The sequence below is a fragment of the Pseudarthrobacter oxydans genome (genome assembly GCF_013314975.1).
Taxonomy (GTDB): domain Bacteria; phylum Actinomycetota; class Actinomycetes; order Actinomycetales; family Micrococcaceae; genus Arthrobacter; species Arthrobacter oxydans.
Map to the genome: position 1 here is coordinate 85,537 of NZ_JABTYH010000009.1, position 17,328 is coordinate 102,864.

Annotated in this window: 13 protein-coding genes; 5 read left to right on the top strand and 8 right to left on the bottom strand. The window is 67.3% G+C overall.

What is annotated here, in order from left to right:
* Positions 1-10: 10 nt before the first annotated feature.
* The 6 genes from HTS88_RS08250 to HTS88_RS08275 form a co-directional block, all read right to left on the bottom strand.
* Positions 11-991, bottom strand: coding sequence for an aldo/keto reductase (locus tag HTS88_RS08250; protein ID WP_174177239.1), 981 nt, complete (start codon positions 989-991; stop codon positions 11-13).
* Between the two features lie 76 nt (positions 992-1,067).
* Complete coding sequence (locus HTS88_RS08255) at positions 1,068-3,899, bottom strand: molybdopterin cofactor-binding domain-containing protein (RefSeq protein ID WP_174177241.1); 2,832 nt, start codon at positions 3,897-3,899, stop codon at positions 1,068-1,070.
* 3 nt (positions 3,900-3,902) lie between these two features.
* Entirely contained in the window at positions 3,903-4,823 is a 921-nt protein-coding gene (locus HTS88_RS08260) for an FAD binding domain-containing protein (protein WP_174177243.1), read from the bottom strand.
* Complete coding sequence (locus HTS88_RS08265; RefSeq protein WP_174177245.1) at positions 4,814-6,055, bottom strand: XdhC family protein; 1,242 nt, start codon at positions 6,053-6,055, stop codon at positions 4,814-4,816. The genes HTS88_RS08260 and HTS88_RS08265 overlap by 10 nt, the downstream gene beginning before the upstream one ends.
* A gap of 161 nt (positions 6,056-6,216) precedes the next feature.
* Positions 6,217-7,737 (bottom strand): NCS2 family permease, encoded by a 1,521-nt coding sequence (locus HTS88_RS08270; protein ID WP_174177247.1) that lies wholly within the window; start codon positions 7,735-7,737, stop codon positions 6,217-6,219.
* A 15-nt stretch (positions 7,738-7,752) separates the two neighbouring features.
* The gene (locus HTS88_RS08275; protein ID WP_174177249.1) at positions 7,753-8,247 is read right to left on the bottom strand and encodes a nucleoside deaminase; all 495 of its coding nucleotides are present in this window, start codon (positions 8,245-8,247) and stop codon (positions 7,753-7,755) included.
* 402 nt (positions 8,248-8,649) lie between these two features.
* Here HTS88_RS08275 and HTS88_RS08280 point away from each other — a divergent pair, with 402 nt between their 5' ends.
* Positions 8,650-10,017, top strand: coding sequence for an 8-oxoguanine deaminase (locus tag HTS88_RS08280; RefSeq protein ID WP_174177252.1), 1,368 nt, complete (start codon positions 8,650-8,652; stop codon positions 10,015-10,017).
* On the opposite strand, the gene HTS88_RS08285 is transcribed toward HTS88_RS08280, so the two are convergent.
* Entirely contained in the window at positions 10,014-10,202 is a 189-nt protein-coding gene (locus tag HTS88_RS08285; RefSeq protein ID WP_174177254.1) for a hypothetical protein, read from the bottom strand. The two genes, HTS88_RS08280 and HTS88_RS08285, sit on opposite strands and share 4 nt — an antisense overlap.
* Positions 10,203-10,561: 359 nt before the next feature.
* Between HTS88_RS08285 and pucL the strand changes: the two genes are divergently transcribed.
* Positions 10,562-11,470, top strand: a complete 909-nt coding sequence (gene pucL, locus HTS88_RS08290) for a factor-independent urate hydroxylase (protein WP_174177256.1) — start codon at positions 10,562-10,564, stop codon at positions 11,468-11,470.
* Positions 11,471-11,652: 182 nt separating this feature from the next.
* Positions 11,653-13,164 (top strand): nucleobase:cation symporter-2 family protein, encoded by a 1,512-nt coding sequence (locus HTS88_RS08295; protein ID WP_174177258.1) that lies wholly within the window; start codon positions 11,653-11,655, stop codon positions 13,162-13,164.
* Between the two features lie 108 nt (positions 13,165-13,272).
* Here HTS88_RS08295 and HTS88_RS08300 read toward each other — a convergent pair whose 3' ends face one another.
* The gene (locus HTS88_RS08300; RefSeq protein WP_104189556.1) at positions 13,273-14,028 is read right to left on the bottom strand and encodes an IclR family transcriptional regulator; all 756 of its coding nucleotides are present in this window, start codon (positions 14,026-14,028) and stop codon (positions 13,273-13,275) included.
* 210 nt (positions 14,029-14,238) lie between these two features.
* Here HTS88_RS08300 and HTS88_RS08305 point away from each other — a divergent pair, with 210 nt between their 5' ends.
* Together HTS88_RS08305 and aceB are read left to right on the top strand one after the other, a co-directional pair.
* Complete coding sequence (locus HTS88_RS08305; protein WP_174177260.1) at positions 14,239-15,687, top strand: NAD-dependent malic enzyme; 1,449 nt, start codon at positions 14,239-14,241, stop codon at positions 15,685-15,687.
* Between the two features lie 39 nt (positions 15,688-15,726).
* Positions 15,727-17,325, top strand: coding sequence for a malate synthase A (gene aceB, locus HTS88_RS08310; protein WP_174177262.1), 1,599 nt, complete (start codon positions 15,727-15,729; stop codon positions 17,323-17,325).
* The last annotated feature ends 3 nt before the right edge of the window (positions 17,326-17,328 follow it).

The following is a 17,328-nucleotide window of genomic DNA, read 5'->3' on the forward strand; positions in this document are numbered from 1 at the left end:
CAGCGAACGGCTACCAGCGCGGGTGGATGGCTTCGCGGAAGTAGTGGTCGTAGATCCAGCGGACGCCGGCCTCGAACTCTTCGTTGACCTGCACGGCAGCAGCCGCGGCGTTGGCCGTTGCCTGGTCCACGTTGCGCGCGCCGGGGATCACCGTGGTGACACCATCCTGGGCCGCTATCCAGGCGATGGCCGCCTGGGCGGTGGTGGCTCCGGACGGAACCAGCTGCTCAAACTCGGCCACGGCCTTGAGCCCGAGCTCGTAGTCCACGCCGGAGAAGGTCTCGCCCACGTCGAACTTGTCACCCTGGCGGTTGTAGTTCCGGTGGTCGTTCTCCGCGAACGTGGTTTCCTTCGAGTACTTGCCGGACAGGAGGCCGGACGCGAGCGGGACACGGGCGATGATGCCCACGTTGGCCGCCTTGGCTGCGGGAAGGACCTCGTCCAGGGGCTTGAGGCGGAAAGCGTTCAGGATGATCTGGACGGAGGCGGTGCCAGGGTGCCGGATCGCTTCCAGGGCCTCATCCGTGCGCTCCACGCTGACGCCGTAGTTGCGGATGGCGCCCTCGGACACCAGGGTATCCAAAGCGTCGTAGACCTCGGCGCTGCTGTACACCGGGGTGGGCGGGCAGTGCAGCTGGACCAGGTCCAGGGTGTCGGTGCCCAGGTTCTTCCGGGACCGGTCCACCCACTGGCGGAAGTTGGCCAGGGTGTAGTTCTCCGGCTGCTGGTCCATCCGGCGGCCCATCTTGGTGGCAACCGTGATGTCCAGGCCTGGGTTGTCCGCGAGGAACTTCCCGATGGCCTGCTCGCTCTTGCCGTCGCCGTAGACGTCCGCGGTGTCGAAGAAGTTCACGCCGGCTTCCGCGGACGCCGCCAGGATGGCCTGCGCCTGCGCCGGGTCAACGTTGCCCCAGTCCGCGCCAAGCTGCCAGGTGCCGAGCCCCACGACGGAGACATTTCGTCCGGTCTTGCCTAAAATCCGCTGTTCCATCCCTCGACTATATGGGGTGCCCCGTGGGACGCCGGAATTTTACGGGTCGCTGCCCCCGCCGCGCCGCGCCGGATCTTCAGGTGGCCGAGCGCTGCAGATTGGGAACCAGCCCGGCTTCCTTGAGTCCCAGGTACACCTTGTCGCGGGCTATGGGCAGCGAGGCGAACCGCACTCCGGTGGCATTGCGGATGGCGTTCGCGAGCGCCGGGGCCACCGGGTTAAACGGGCTTTCACTCATGGATTTTGCGCCCAGGGGCCCCAGTTTGTCGTTGGTGTCCGCGAAGTACACCTCGCTCCGCGGCACGTCCGCGAAGGTGGGGATGTGGTACTGCCGAAGGATGTCCGTGGTGACCCGGCCGGCGTCGTCCACCACCACCTCCTCATACAGCGCCGCGCCGATCGCCTGGGCGATGCCTCCTTCGATCTGGCCGCGGCACTGGCGCGGGTTCACCACCACGCCCGCGTCCGCCGCCTGCACGCTCTGCAGGATCTTCAGTTCCCCCGTGCCGCGGTTCACCGCCACCCGGAAGCCGTGCACGTTGAAGGCAACGGACCGCGGCGTCCCGCCCCAGCGCCCCTCTGCGGCCAGTTCGACGCCAGCGTCCGCAGCCGCCTGCGCCAGTTCAGCGAGCGGCACGGACGTTCCGTCGCACACCACGGCGTCCCCGGCGAGGACGCAGGCGGAGGCCTGGGTCTGGCGGATGCCGGCGGCGAAGGCGCGGATCCGGACGGCGAGTTCCTCGGTTGCCGCAAGCGTGGCCTTTCCGGCAACCACCGTTCCCGCGGAGCCGAAGGCGCCGGTATCGTGCTCCACCAGGTCCGTATCGGACTGCCGCACGGCAACTTTTGCGGCCTCCGTGGACAGGGCGGTGGCGGCCAGCTGGGCGTGGACGGTGGTGGTGCCGTTGCCGAACTCTGCGGTTCCGACGTCGGCCTGGTACGTCCCGTCCGGCAGGAGCCGGAGCCGGGAGTGGGCAAAGTGCCCGCGCGGGGGCACGGTGTCGATCATGGACAGGGCGGTTCCCTCGCCGGTCAGCCACTCCGGTCCCAGCTCATCCAGGCCGGCGGCGCGGTAACGCTCCCGGCCGCGGGCAAGGGCATCGCGGACCAGGCCCAGGCACTGGTCCAGGCCGTAGCTGCCGTAGTGGACGTCTTCCTCGGGATCAGGCTGCGTGGACAGCATCTGGTCGCCTTCGCGCACCATGTTCCGGCGGCGGAACTCAAAGGGGTCCATGCCGATGCCGGCCGCGAGCTCGTCCATGGCGGATTCAATGGCGAAGATCATCTGGCTCAGTCCATAGCCCCGGAACGCGCCGGCCGGGACGGTGTTGGTGTACATCGCGTGGGCGTCCACTTTTTTGTTCCCGCACCTGTAAACCGCCAGGGACTCGCCGCAGCCGTGGAACATCACGCCGGGCCCGTGGTTGCCGTAGGCCCCGGTGTTGGTCAGGACATCAAGTTCCAGGGCTGTCAGCCTGCCGTCCACGCTGGCGCCGGCCTTGAGCCTGATGGTGAACGGGTGCCGTGTGGTGGTGGCGGTGAACTGCTCCGTGCGTGTCAGTTCCAGCTGGACGGGGCGCCCCAGTTTCAGGGCCGCGAGCGCCACGATGTCCTCGGTGAGGACTTCCTGCTTGCCGCCGAAACCGCCGCCCACCCGGCCTGCCAACACGTGCACCTGCTCCTCCGGGAGCCCGAAGACCCGGCACAGGGTCCGCCGGACCAGGAAGGGAACCTGGCTGGAGGTCCGGACCTGCAGGCGGCCTTCGCTGTCCACGGAGGCGATGGCCGCATGCGTTTCCAGGGCCACGTGCTGCACGCGCTGGGTCTGGTAGGTCTGTTCGTGGATGAAGTCCGCAGCGGCGAACCCCTCGGCGACGCTCCCCAGCTCGGAATGGAGCTCGGCCACCACGTTCTGCCCGGGCCGCGAGATACGGGACACCGTTCCGTCCTTCTCCCCGTGCACCAGGGGCGCGCCGGGCTGCAGGGCCTCCTGCGGTGAGAAGACAGCCGGGAGTTCCTGGTACTCAACGTCCAGGGCCCGCACCCCGGCCTCGGCGGCGGCCACCGTCTCAGCCACCACCGCGGCCACGCGCTGGCCCCGGAACCGGACCACGTCGTCCAGCACCCGGGTATCGTCCGGGTCATCGGTGAACAGTTCATGCTGGGCTGTGGAGAACAGCTGCTCCGGCGCGTCCTGGTGGGTGAAGACCGCCACGACGCCCGGCACCTCCAGGGCGGCCCCGGTGTTAATGGACAGCACCCGCGCGTGGGCGTGCGGCGAGCGCAGGAGCTTGAGGTGCAGAAGGCCCTGCAGCTCGTCGGCCGGCACGTCCAGGGTGTAGCGGGCGGTGCCGGTGACCACTGCGCGGCTGGCGGGGGCCGGGACGTCGTCGCCCAGCCGCCCGGGCTCGGGGTCCGGCTGGCCTGCCCCCGCGATTCCGGAACCCTGGCCCCGGGGGTCGGGGTGCCCGGCATGGCCGCAGACGGCGTCGGAGATGGCGCGGTAGCCGGTGCAGCGGCAGAGGTTTCCCTTGAGGTTCCGGGGCAGGTTCTCTTTCTGCGCGTCGTCGAAGGTGGCTGCCGTCATCACCATGCCCGCCGTGCAGAAACCGCACTGGAACCCCTGCCGCTCCATGAACTGCTGCTGCACCGGATGCAGGTCCGCAGCCCCGCCGGCAGTTAAGGCCAGCCCTTCGATGGTGGTGACGGCACGGCCCTCCGCGCGGACCGCTGGGTAGATGCAGCTGTGGACCGGGGTTCCGTCCACGTGCACCGTGCAGGCACCGCAGTCTCCGCCGTCGCAGCCCTTCTTCACGCCGAAGTTGCCCTGTTCCCGCAGGAAGGTGCGCAAGCACTGCCCCGGACGGGGTGCGGCGTCCGCCTGTTTTCCGTTGATTTCGATGGCCACGTTTCAGGCCCCTTCCTGCTGTGCGTCAAGCCTGCGGTGGTTCGGCGGCCAGAAGTCGCCCGATGCCCGGAGTCCGGGGGCCCCTTCGGGTGCAGCGAGTTCTGCGCGGATCTCTTCCGCAAGGCGGTAGGTCATGTCCCGGCGCCAGGCCGGCAGGCCGTGGATGTCGTTGTGGTAGAGGTCGTCAGGGATGGCCTCCCGGATGGCCGCGGCCAAGTCCCCGGTCTCCGGGACCTCGTCGAAGCGCAGCTGCACAGGTCGCTTGGTGGCGGCGGTGACGGTGAGGACCAGGCGGTGTCCGCCGTCGAGCCTTCCAACCAGCAGCACCCCCGACCTGCCCAGGTTGCTGAGGGACAGGCGGCGGAATGCCACCCTGGATTCAAGGGCCGACGCCGGGAGGAAGACGCTGCGGAGAAGCTCGCCGGGTGCCAGGCAGTTCCGGGCGTCGCCGGTGACGAAGTCCGCCACCGGCACGCTGCGGCTGGTCCCGCCGGGCGCGAGGACTGTGGCTGTTCCGTCCAAACCGGCGCAGAGCGAAATGACCGGACCGGCGGGCAGGGACGTGCACAGGTTGCCGCCCACGGTGGACATGTTCCAGACCTTGAAGGATGCCACGAAGGAGTCGCAGCAGGGCCGGACCAGGTCCAGGGCCGGCCAGGCACGGCCTGCTGCCTCCGCTGAACCGGGGAGTCCATACAGCTCGGCGACGGTGCAGGTGGCGGCGAGTTCGATTCCTGCGTCACTCATGGCCACCGGGGTCCAGCCTGCGCTGCCGAGGTCGAGCAGCCGCTTCAACGGCTGCGGCCCGAACGCAAGGCTGCCGTAGGAAAACAGCACGGTGCCCCCGGCCAGCCATGCGTCGCCGTCACGCCATTGTGCGGGGTCGGTGGTGGGGACTACCGCCTCGATGGTGTTCATGTCCATGCGATCTCCTGCTGCAAAACGTTGGTGGGTGCCGGCGCGGTGGCCGGTGGCGCGGCCGGCTGGTGGATGGGGCCGGAGGTTTCCCTCAACGGCTGGTGGGAGGCCGCCGGGTTCCTGGCGGCGATGACTTCTGCGAGGACGGACACCGCCACTTCCGCCGGGGTTGCCGCGCCGAGGTCCAGGCCCAGCGGTGAGTGGAGCTGGGCGATCCGGCCGGGGAGTATCCCCCGGTCCAGGAGGGCGCCCACCCGCTGGGCGTGGCTGCGCCGTGAGCCGAGTGCTCCGATGAACGCGACATCCAGTGTCAGCGCGGCTTCCAGCAGCGGAATGTCGAACTTGGGGTCGTGGGTGAGGACGCAGATCACGGTCCGGGAATCCACGCGGCCCGCGGCGGCCTCTGCTGCGAGGTACTGGTGCGGCCACGCGGTGACCACCTCGTCCGCCGCACTGAACCGTGCCTGGGAGGCAAAAGCCGGGCGGGCATCCAACAGGGTGACCAGGTAGCCGAGCGGTTTGGCGGCCGGCAGCAGCGCTGCGCTGAAGTCATTGGCACCGAAGACGAGCAGGCGCGGCGGTGCGAGCCTGGCTTCCACCAGGACGGCGGCGTCACTGGTGCACAGCCCTGCTCCGCCCAGGTCCAGGACACCGGTGGTGCCGGCACGGAGCATGGACTCGAGCTGCGCGGCGCTGGCCCGCCAGGTTGGTTCGCTGCCGCCGGTACCGTCGCTGCTTTCAAGCAGCGTGGCCAGTCCGCGGTGTCCGGCTGCCTTGATGGCGCCGGGGTCCGGAAGAACGACGGCGCCGCTGCCGCCGGCATCAGGGCGGACGTCCAGCCTGCGGACAAGCGCCACGGGTTCATCCGGCCCGTACCCCGCCAGCTGCCGGACGGCTTCTCCCAGCGCGCACCCGCGGTTCCTGTTGGCAGGCTCGATATGGACCTCCAGTTCTCCGCCGCAGGTGAGCCCGGCTGCGAAGGCGTCGTCGGAGCTGAAGCCGAACGCCTCAAGGCGCGTGGCGCCGTCGTCCATTGCTTCCAGCGCTGCCGCCACGACGGCGCCTTCGACGCAGCCTCCGGAGAGGCTGCCCAGGATTGCACCGTCCGCGGACACCAGCATGGAGGTGCCCACGGGCCGGGGGACGGAACCGCTGGCGCGCACGATGGTGGCCACTGCGAAGGGCTGTCCGGCCAGGGCCGGCGCCCAGGTTCCCAGTGACGGGATCAAGTCAAGCATGGCTGCACTCCTTCTTCCGCGCTGCGGTGGTGTCCATATTGTCGTTGCTGCGGGCTGGTTCGGAAAGCATGTGGTCCTGGAAGCGTGTGGGTCGGAAAATGCGCTGCAGTTCCGGACATCCGCTCCCGGGTCGCGGGGGCGGATGCCCGGAACCGGTGCGCTCAGGCGCCGAGCAGCAGGTTGATGGGTCCGCGGGCGAAGTACACCAGGAATCCGGCGCTGACCACCCACATCAGCGGATGGACTTTCTTGGCTTTCCCGGACGCCGCGCCGATGATGGCCCAGCTGATGAAGCCCACGCCGATGCCGTTGGCAATCGAATAGCTCAGCGGCATGGTCACGATGGTGAGGAAGGCGGGCAGGGCCACGGAGAACTTGCTGAATTTGATCTCGCGGATCTGCGCCATCATCATGGCGCCAACCACCACCAGGGCGGCAGCGGCGACCTCCAGCGGAACCACGCTGGTCAGCGGGGTGAGGAACATCGAGCCGAGGAACAGCACGCCCGTGACCACGGAGGCCAGGCCCGTGCGGGCGCCTTCGCCGATGCCGGCGGCGGAGTCGATATATACCGTGTTGGAGGAGCCCGATGTTGCCCCGCCGGCCACGGCGCCGAAGCCTTCCACGATGAAGGCGGACTTCAGCCGCGGGAACGTGCCGTCCTTGTGGGCGACGCCGGCGCTTTTGGCGAGGCCGGTCATGGTGCCCATGGCGTCGAAGAAGTTGGTGAACACCAGGGTGAACACCAGCATGGTGGCGGCAAGCGCGCCGATCCGGCCGAAGGCGCCGAACAGGTCGAACTGGCCCACCAGGCCCAGGTCCGGGGCGGACACCAGCTGGCCGGAGAGCACGGGGGTGTTCAGGTGCCAGCCGCCGGGGTTGGCGGCGCTGGCCGGGCCGATCTTCAGGACAGCCTCCACAATGGCCGCGAGGACGGTGGTGGCCACGATGCCGATCAGCAGGCCGCCCTGGACCTTGCGGGCCACCAGGATGCCCATGGCCAGCAGGCCGACCACGAACACCAGGGTGGGGACGGAGGTGATGGAGCCGCCGGTGCCCAGCTGGACGGGCGGGCCGCCCGTCGTCGCCTTGACGAAGCCGGAGTCCACGAAGCCGATGAAGGCAATGAACAGGCCGATGCCCACGGTGATGGCGGCCTTCAGTTCCCGGGGGACGGCCCGGAAGATGGCGGTCCGGGCGCCGGTGATGCCGAACAGGACGATCAGGAAGCCGTTGATCACCACCAGCCCCATGGCTTCTGCCCAGGTGACCTCCTGGATCACCGAGACGGCCAGGAAGGAGTTGATGCCGAGCCCGGCTGCGAGTCCGAACGGCAGGTTGGCGACGAGTCCGAAGAGGATGGTCATGACGCCGGCTGTCAGTCCGGTGACGGCGCCCACCTGCGCGGCGGAGAGCCAGCCGCCGGCGACGTCGGTGGGCGCGTTGTCCGCGCTGAAGCCGCCCAGGATCAGGGGGTTGAGGATGACGATGTACGCCATGGTGAAGAAGGTGACCAGGCCTCCGCGGAACTCCCGCGCAAGCGTGGAGCCGCGCTGGGTGATCTGGAAGAACCGGTCCAGGAAAGAGTCCGGTGCCGGCGGCCTGGGGCCGCGCGTTGCGGGCTTTGGGGTGCGGGGGCTTGGAGCCGAATGCTCCTCGTGGGAATTGTCCAGGATGGTCATGGTGAGCCGCCGGGCCTAGTAGTCGATCCTGGACTCGAGCGTGTTCCAGGTGGTGAACGGCTCCAGCGGGGCGGGTGCCTGCGGATCGTCCAGCTCCAGCTTCGAGACCGGCATCAGGGAGTTCCTGTCCTGGTTCTCGAAGTATTCATAGAAGACGGCGTCGTCAAAACCCACGGAGGCGGCGTCGTGCCGGTCTGCGGCGAACACGACCCGCTCCACCCGGGCCCAGAGCGCGGAGGCCAGGCACATGGGGCACGGCTCGCAGCTGGTGTAGAGGGTGGCGCCGGTGAGGTCGAAGGTGCCGAGTTCGCGGCAGGCCGTGCGGATGGCGGTGACCTCGGCGTGGGCGGTGGGATCGTTGTCCGCGGTGACGCGGTTGACGCCGTCGAACGTTTGGCCGTCGGCCGTGACGATCATCGCCCCGAAGGGTCCGCCGCTGTTGAGGACGTTGGCCGTGGCCAACCTGATGGATCTGGCCAGAAACTGTTCGGCCGTGACGGTGGTACTCATGATGCGACTTCCTTTTGCCGGGAAGCCTGATGCCGCTTGCAGGACCAGTAGAACCAGGTGCGACGGTTACCAGGCTTCAGCATGTGCTGTGAAGGTTAAGTTGCGCCTGGTAGATAGCTTCCCGGGAACCGGGTGCCCGCCTTTGGCAAGATCGAGGTTAGCACCGGATTGTGGTCCGCGCCATAGTTTTCTGAAAACTTTATTCCGCAATGTGAAATCCATGTTTCCTGCAGTTCACAGCCGCCCGGCCGGCGCGTAGTCACAATCCGCCGGCGTTGACGCGTCCCGGGCAGCACCCTACTCTGATCCCACCCGCACTCCCCCGGACGGCGGGCCCTGGATCAGCAGACAGGGGTTCACTGAGCTGGATTAATTCCAACTGCGCTCAGGCAAGGACAACCCATGAACCCTTCCCCCGCCCCCGCTCCCCGGCTGTGGATCAGGAACCCGCAGGCCGCCTTCACCGCCAACGGCCTGGATGCCTCCGGCGGCCTGGTGGTCAGTGCCGGGCTCATCGCGGAAGTACTGGCTGCCGGGCAAAGCCCCTCCGAACCCTGCCAGGAAACCTTCGACGCCGGCAGCCACGTGCTGCTGCCTGGCCTCATCAACACGCACCACCACTTCTACCAGACCCTCACCCGGGCATGGGGTCCCGCAGCGAACGTTCCGCTGTTTCCCTGGCTGCAGAACCTGTATCCGGTGTGGGCCCGGCTGACGCCGCGGGACCTCGAGCTGGCGTCGACCGTGGCACTGGCCGAGCTCCTGCTCTCGGGGTGCACCACGGCGGCCGACCACCACTACCTCTTTCCGGCCGGGCTGGAGGACGCCATCGACATCCAGGTGGAAACCGTCCGGCGGCTGGGAATGCGGGCCACCCTCACCCGCGGGTCCATGACCCTGGGAGCGGACGACGGCGGCCTGCCGCCCCAGTCAACGGTGCAGGCGCCGGAGGTGGTCCTGGCGGACAGCGAGCGGCTGGTGCAGCAGTACCACGAGCGCGGCGACGACGCCGTGATCCAGATAGCACTCGCCCCATGCTCGCCCTTTTCGGTGACCAAGGAGATCATGGCCGGGAGCGCAGCCCTTGCGGAGCGCCTGGACGTGCGCCTCCACACCCACCTGGCGGAAACCCTGGATGAGGAGGACTTCTGCCGGGAGATGTTCGGGCTGCGCACCGTGGACTATCTGGACAGCGTGGGCTGGCTGACCGACCGCACCTGGCTGGGCCACGGCATCCACTTCAGCGACGCCGAGATCATCCGGCTGGGAGCAGCGGGCATCGCCGTCGCCCACTGCCCCACGTCGAACATGCGCCTGGCCTCGGGGACCGCCCGAGTGCTGGAACTGGAGGACGCGGGAGTGCCGGTGGGGCTGGGAGTGGACGGATCGGCGTCGAACGATGCCTCGAACATGATCCTGGAGGCGCGGCAGGCGCTGTATCTCCAGCGGCTTCGGTATGGGGCGGACGTTCCGGTGGAGCGGGCGCTGGGCTGGGCCACCCGGGGATCGGCTGCCGTGCTGGGCCGCCCCGGACTGGGCCAGCTGGCGCCAGGAATGCAGGCGGACCTGGCCTTGTTCCGGCTGGACGGCCTGCGCTTTTCCGGCAGCCACGATCCCGTTGCCGCGCTGCTGCTGTGCGCCGCGGACCGGGCGGACCGCGTGATGGTCGGCGGCCGGTGGCGCGTGGTGGACGGCACGATTCCGGGACTCGACGTCGCCGGCCTTATCGCCGAACACTCAGCGGCAGCCCGCCGGCTGGCGGGGGGCTAGGACCGCCGGCCGCCGAAGCCCGGCAGGGCGTGGATCCAGCGGGAAATCCTGCCGGGAACGTGTTCCCGGTCGGCCGGAAGGTTGAAATCGGGATCCGTGCCGCCCCCGAGGGGAAGGTAGAACTCCGGAACTGCCGGCGCCGCCGCCTGTGCCGGTGCAACCGGCGTTGTGTCCTGCTGGTACATCTGATCCTCCTCCGAGGTAGTTCGCTAGTACTCTGATTCCGCTTAGCGGAAATAAAGTTTTGCTATACGGAATACTCTAGGGTCGGGCTTCGGGGAGGTCAAGAGGCCGCGGCCCCGGCGGTCACAAAACGAATTTTCAACTTGTGATGTACACCACCGGCCTGGCGGGGGTACGCTGGTTGTCAATTCGTGGCGCATGTCACGTAACCTGGGAGCAGCAGGCAGGGTCGTAATGAGCTGGCATCAATGGATGCCGGCTCTTTTTTGTTGGGTCGGCTCCACCGGAAACGCGCTTGAAATGCGCGCTTAATTTCAGTGATGGAACCTAGGTTCCACTTACCGGAAGTTGGGAACAGACCATGAGCAGCAACATCATCCTCGGCGAGAACCAGTACGGAAAGGCCGAGGTCCGGGTCGTCAAGATCACCCGCGACAGCGACCGCCACGAGATCGAAGACCTCAACGTCACCTCGCAGCTGCGGGGGGATTTCGCCGCGGCCCACCTTGAGGGCGACAACGCCCACGTGGTGGCCACGGATACCCAGAAAAACACCATCTACGCCTTTGCCCGCGACGGCGTGGGGTCCCCCGAAGCCTTCCTGCTGCGCCTCGGCGAGCACTTCACCTCCAGCTTCGACTGGGTGACCGGCGGCCGCTGGGAAGCCGAGTCCTACAGCTGGAACCGCATCCAGGCCCACGGCGCTGAGCACGACCACTCCTTCGTGCGCAACGGCCAGGAGGTCCGCACCGCGGTCCTGGTCCGTGACGGCGCCACCACGCACCTCATTTCCGGACTCAAGGACCTCACCGTGCTGAAGTCCACCCAGTCCGGCTTCGTGGGCTACCCGAAGGACAGGTACACAACCCTCCAGGAAACCACCGACCGCATCCTGGCCACCGACGTCTCGGCCCGCTGGCGCTTCAAGACCGGAACGGACTTCAGCGCCTTGGACTTCAACAAGAACTACGACGACGTCAAGGGGCTCCTGCTCGAGGGCTTCACGGAGAAGTACTCCCACGCCCTCCAGCAGACCCTCTTCGATATGGGAACCAAGGTGCTTGAAGCCCACAGCGAGATCGACGAGATCAAGTTCTCGATGCCCAACAAGCACCACTTCCTCGTGGACCTCTCCCCGTTCGGCCTCGACAACCCCAACGAGGTCTTCTACGCGGCGGACCGGCCCTACGGCCTGATCGAGGCCACCGTCCAGCGCGAGGACGCCGCCCCGGCGGCCATCGCCTGGTCCGGCATCGCCGGCTTCTGCTAGGCACGCAGCCCCACTAACACCATCCGGTCCGGAGTTTTTGTTCCAGACAAGACGGCTTCTGAGCCTCTGAAGTCCGCATAGGTGGACAAAAACTCCGGACCCGCACCCCTCGCCTTTAGAACCCTGTTAGCCAGACAACGTTAGCCAGACGATGACGTCTGCCATGAACCAGAAAGTCTGCCATGAACATCAAGAACACCCTCAAAGCCGACGCCAAGAAGCACGGCAAGCGCCCCGCCTCCCACCGGCCGGAGGACGAACGGTTGTCCGTCGGGAGCAGCTTTGCCTACGGGTTCCAGCACGTCCTCACCATGTACGGCGGCATCATCGCCGTCCCCCTGATTGTGGGCCAGGCCGCGGGCCTCTCCCCTGCCGACATCGGCATCCTCATTGCCGCGGCGCTCTTCATGGGCGGCCTGGCCACCCTGCTGCAGACCATCGGCGTTCCGTTCTTTGGCTCCCAGCTTCCCCTGGTGCAGGGTGTGTCCTTCGCCAGTGTCGCCACCATGGTGGCCATCGTCAGCGGCGGAGGCGGATTGCCGGCCGTCTTCGGCGCGGTGATCGTATCCGCGGCCATCGGCCTGCTGATCGCCCCGGTCTTTTCCAAAATCGTGCGGTTCTTCCCGCCGGTAGTAACCGGGACCGTCATCACCACCATCGGCCTTACGCTGATGCCCGTCGCCGCCAACTGGGCCATGGGCGGCAACCGGACCGCAGAGAATTACGGCAGTATGGCCAACATCGGCCTCGCCGGCGTAACACTGGCCCTCGTCCTGCTCCTGAGCAAGGTCGGCAGCGCCACCATTTCCCGCCTGTCCATCCTCCTCGCCATGGTGGGCGGCACCGTCATCGCCGTCGTGACCGGCATGGCGGACTTCTCCAAGGTGGGCCAGGGACCCATCGCGGCCTTCCCCACCCCGTTCCATCTCGGCGCCCCCACCTTCGAAATCGCCGCCATCATCTCCATGGTGATCGTGGTGCTGGTCATCCTCACGGAGACGATGGCAGACATCCTGGCAGTCGGTGAAATCGTCGGGACCAAAGTCGATTCCAAGCGGATCGCCGCAGGACTCCGTGCAGATATGGGATCCAGCCTGATCGCCCCGATCTTCGGCTCGTTCACCCAGAGCGCGTTCGCACAAAACGTCGGCCTGGTGGCTGTCACCAAAATCAAGAGCCGCTACGTTGTGGCCGCAGGCGGCGTCATTCTGGTGATTCTCGGCCTGCTGCCCGTCATGGGCCGCGTTGTCGCAGCAGTCCCCACCGCGGTTCTCGGCGGGGCAGGAATTGTCCTGTTCGGCACGGTGGCCGCCAGCGGCATCCGGACGCTCGCCAAGGTGGAGTACAAGAACAACATGAACCTCATCATCGTGGCGGCGTCCATCGGCTTTGGCATGATCCCCATCGCCGCGCCCACCTTCTATGACCAGTTTCCGTCCTGGTTCAGCACCATCTTCCATTCCGGCATCAGCTCGGCCGCCGTCATGGCCATCCTGCTGAACCTGTTGTTCAACCACCTTCAGGCAGGCAACTCCGAAAACCAGTCTGTCTTCGTGGCCGGCACCGGACGGGTGGTCCGGGAGGAAGACCTCAAGTGCCTGGCCGACGGCGACCGCTTCGAAGGCGGCAAGCTCATCGACTGCGACGGCAAGGAAGTTCCGGTCCAGTCCTCCGAAAAGGCATCGGACCACTAGGAACGCCTGAGCACAGGAACGCCTGCGCACCAGGAACACGGCATAAAAAAGCGGCGGCGGCCCGTCCCGGAAAGGGCAGGCCGCCGCCGGCGTCGGCGCGGGGGCGGATCAGGTGCGGTTCATCTCCAGGGAGATGGCTTCCGCAGCCTCGCGGAGGACGGGCACCGCCTTGTCGGCGAAGTGCTCGTCCACGCGGGACACGGGGCCGGACACCGAAATGGCGGTGGGGGTGGGGGCGTTGGGCACAGCCATCGCGAAGCAGCGGACGCCCAGTTCCTGCTCCTCCTCGTCGATGGAGTAGCCGCGTTCCCGGATGAGCTTGAGGTCGGCCAGGAGGTCGTCAATGTCCCCGATGCTCTTGGGCGTGGGGGTGGGCATACCGGCACGGGTGACGATGCCGCGGACCACGTCGTCGTCCAGCTGGGCCAGGATGGCCTTGCCGACGCCGGTGGCATGGGTATGGGCGCGCCGGCCCACCTCGGTGAACATGCGCATGGCGTGGAGCGAGGGAACCTGGGCAACGTAGATGACCATGTCCGAATCGAGCACGGCCATGTTGGACGTCTCCCCCAGGCGGTCCACCAGGGTTTTCAGCTGCGGCCGTGCCACGGCGCCAAGCTGCTTGTTGGCTCCTTCGCCCAGCCGGATCAGCCGCGGGCCCAGGGCGTAGCGCCGGTTGGGCAGCTGGCGGATATAGCCAAGCGATACCAGGGTGCGCAGCAGGCGGTGGATGGTGGGCAGCGGCAGGTCGGTGGATGACGACAACTCGCTGAGGGTAACGTCGCCGCCGGCATCAGTGATCAGTTCGAGCAGTTCGAAGACGCGTTCAACGGACTGCACGCCTCCTGCGGCTTTTTCAGCCATGGCCAGGCTCCTGTGGACTCGGATTCCGACAAGTCTTATCCGCATCGTGAAAAGAATTGCCCTAGAAGTCCCAAGATACAGCACAACCCCTGCAGGCGCGATGAAGGGCGCTGTGGGCTTGTGTTTCCACAAAGTAGATAATAATATCCATAATACGAAAACATTCGGATATGGAACAGCAGCCCACTGGGCCCAACAGGAGGACATTCAATGGCGAACCCGAGCCCCGGAAATTCCATCACCCTGCGCGTGGAAGCGCCGTCAAGCTTCAGCGCCACCAGCGAGCTCGCTGCGGCAGTGGGTGCAGCCGGCGCTGCCATCACTGCCCTGGACGTCAGCGAGTCCCACCACGAGACCCTGGTTGTGGACGTCACCTGCAACACCACCGACGATGAGCACGCAGGCCGCGTCAAGGACGCCCTCAACGCGCTCGACGGCGTCACGGTCCAGCACGTCTCGGACCGCACCTTCCTGATGCACCTGGGCGGCAAGCTCGAAGTTGTCCCCAAGGTGGCCCTGCGCAACCGTGACGACCTCTCCCGCGCCTATACGCCCGGCGTCGCCCGCGTCTGCCTCGCCATTGCCGAGGACCCCGCGGCGGCCCGCAACCTGACGGTCAAGCGCAACACCATCGCGGTTGTCACGGACGGCTCGGCCGTCCTGGGCCTGGGCAACATCGGCCCGGCAGCCGCCCTGCCCGTCATGGAGGGCAAGGCCGCGCTGTTCAAGCAGTTCGCCAACGTGGATGCCTGGCCGGTCTGCCTGGACACCCAGGACACCGAGGAAATCATCAGCATCGTCAAGGCCCTGGCCCCCGTCTACGGCGGCGTGAACCTCGAGGACATCGCGGCCCCGCGCTGCTTCGAAATCGAGAACCGCCTCCGCGAGGAACTGGACATCCCGGTGTTCCACGACGACCAGCACGGCACCGCGATCGTCACCCTTGCCGCCCTTGTCAATGCACTCCGCGTGGTGGGCAAGAAGCTCTCCGAGGTCCGCATTGTGGTCTCCGGCGTGGGCGCAGCCGGCTCCGCCATCATCCAGCTCCTCAAGGCCCAGGGCGCGCAGCACATCATTGCAGCGGGCCGCTCCGGTGCCATCCACTCGGGCCAGGAGTATGGGGACGAGCACCGCAGCTGGATCGCCGCGAACACCAACCAGGAAGGCTTCGACGGCACCCTGCACGAGGCCCTCGTGGGTGCGGACGTGTTCATCGGCGTCAGCGCCCCGCACGTGATCGGTGAGGAGCAGGTCGCCGCGATGGCGGACGACGCGATCGTGTTTGCCATGGCCAACCCGACGCCGGAGATCGATCCGGTGCTCGCGGCGAAGCACGCCGCCGTGGTGGCCACAGGACGCAGCGACTTCCCCAACCAGATCAACAACGTGCTGGCATTCCCCGGCTTCTTCCGGGGGCTGCTGGACGCCGGAGCCTCGGACATCACGCCGGAGATGCTGGTGGCCGCCGCGGACGCCATTGCCAACCGGGTAGCTGACGAAGAGCTCAATGCCAGCTACATTATCCCCAGCGTCTTCGATCCCCATGTTGCCGCCGATGTTGCCTCAGCTGTTGCCGCGGCCGCCCACGCAGCGAACGTGGCCACCGCGGCCCCCGCCGAAGCAGCCCCGGCTCCCGAAGCCGCCCTGGCCAGCGCCTGATTCACTGCCTGACTGCAAGCCACAAGGAAAGGACCAGAAATGGCCATCACTGTCACAGATCCCCGGCCGATCGACCGCGCGGAGGAGATCCTCACCCCCAAGGCGCTGGCATTCATCGAGGAGCTTCACTCCCGCTTCGCCGGCACCCGCAACGAGCTCCTGGCGGCCAGGGCCGCCAAGCGCCAGCGGGTGGCCGAGACCGGAAAGCTGGACTTCCTGCCGGAGACGCAGGACGTGCGCGACGGCGACTGGAAAGTTGCGCCCGCCCCCGCACCGCTGCAGGACCGCCGGGTCGAAATGACCGGGCCCGCCTCCCCGGCGAAGATGGCCATCAATGCCCTGAACTCCGGCGCCAAGGTGTGGCTCGCGGACCTCGAGGATGCCAGCACCCCCACCTGGGGCAACGTCATCGACGCCATCCTCAACCTCCGCGACGCCGCCCAGGGCACCCTGAGCTACACCTCGGACGAGGGCAAAGAGTACAGGCTCCGCACGGACGCGCCGCTCGCCGTCGTGGTGGCCCGCCCCCGCGGCTGGCACATGCCCGAAAAGCACCTGCTCATCAACGGTGAACCCACGGTGGGCGCCCTGGTGGACTTTGGCCTGCACTTCTTCCACGTGGCCAAGCAGCTGGTCCTCAACGGCCAGGGACCGTACTACTACCTGCCCAAGATGGAAAGCCACCTTGAGGCGCGGCTGTGGAATGACGTCTTTGTCTTCGCGCAGGACTACCTGGGCCTGGGCCAGGGGACCGTCCGCGCCACCGTGCTGATCGAGACCATCCCGGCCGCGTTCGAGATGGACGAGATCCTCTACGAACTGCGGGACCACGCTTCCGGCCTGAATGCAGGCCGCTGGGACTACCTGTTCAGCATCATCAAGTACTTCCGGGACGCCGGCGAGGAGTTTGTGCTGCCGGACCGCGCCTCGGTGGCCATGACGGCACCGTTCATGCGCGCCTACACCGAACTGCTGGTCAAGACCTGCCACAAGCGCGGGGCCTTCGCGATGGGCGGCATGGCCGCCGTCATCCCCAACCGCCGCCACCCTGAGGTGACCGAGGCTGCCTTCGCCAAGGTCCGCGCGGACAAGACGCGTGAGGCCAACGACGGCTTCGACGGCTCCTGGGTTGCCCACCCCGACCTGGTGCCCACCTGCCGCGAGGTCTTCGACTCCGTCCTGGGCAGCAGGCCCAACCAGCTGGACAAGCAGCGGCCGGAGGTCAACGTCACAGCGGAGCAGCTGCTGGACGTTTCGTCCGCCGAGGGCCAGGTGACGGAGTCCGGACTGCGCCTGAACCTGTATGTCGCCGTGGCCTACACCGCGGTATGGCTGTCCGGAAACGGCGCGGTTGCCATCCACAACCTCATGGAGGATGCTGCCACGGCGGAAATCTCCCGCTCACAGGTCTGGCAGCAGATCCGCAACAAGTCCGTCCTGGCGGACACGGGCAACACCGTGACCCGTGAGCTGGTGGAACGGATCCTGGGCGAAGAAACCGAGCGGCTGCGGACCGAATTCGGCGACGAAGCCTTCCGCCGCTACTACCAGCCCGCCAGCGAACTGATCGCCGACATCTGCCTCTCGGAGGACTACACGGACTTCCTCACCACCCCGGCCTACGAACTGGTGGGCTGAGGC

Bases quoted from the DNA above. Each gene is read 5' to 3' on its own strand.
- HTS88_RS08250 (WP_174177239.1), bottom strand. From the start codon at position 991: ATGGAACAGCGGATTTTAGGCAAGACCGGACGAAATGTCTCCGTCGTG.
- HTS88_RS08260 (WP_174177243.1), bottom strand. From the start codon at position 4,823: ATGGACATGAACACCATCGAGGCGGTAGTCCCCACCACCGACCCCGCA.
- HTS88_RS08265 (WP_174177245.1), bottom strand. From the start codon at position 6,055: ATGCTTGACTTGATCCCGTCACTGGGAACCTGGGCGCCGGCCCTGGCC.
- HTS88_RS08270 (WP_174177247.1), bottom strand. From the start codon at position 7,737: ATGACCATCCTGGACAATTCCCACGAGGAGCATTCGGCTCCAAGCCCC.
- HTS88_RS08275 (WP_174177249.1), bottom strand. From the start codon at position 8,247: ATGAGTACCACCGTCACGGCCGAACAGTTTCTGGCCAGATCCATCAGG.
- HTS88_RS08280 (WP_174177252.1), top strand. From the start codon at position 8,650: ATGAACCCTTCCCCCGCCCCCGCTCCCCGGCTGTGGATCAGGAACCCG.
- HTS88_RS08285 (WP_174177254.1), bottom strand. From the start codon at position 10,202: ATGTACCAGCAGGACACAACGCCGGTTGCACCGGCACAGGCGGCGGCG.
- pucL (WP_174177256.1), top strand. From the start codon at position 10,562: ATGAGCAGCAACATCATCCTCGGCGAGAACCAGTACGGAAAGGCCGAG.
- HTS88_RS08295 (WP_174177258.1), top strand. From the start codon at position 11,653: ATGAACATCAAGAACACCCTCAAAGCCGACGCCAAGAAGCACGGCAAG.
- HTS88_RS08300 (WP_104189556.1), bottom strand. From the start codon at position 14,028: ATGGCTGAAAAAGCCGCAGGAGGCGTGCAGTCCGTTGAACGCGTCTTC.
- HTS88_RS08305 (WP_174177260.1), top strand. From the start codon at position 14,239: ATGGCGAACCCGAGCCCCGGAAATTCCATCACCCTGCGCGTGGAAGCG.
- aceB (WP_174177262.1), top strand. From the start codon at position 15,727: ATGGCCATCACTGTCACAGATCCCCGGCCGATCGACCGCGCGGAGGAG.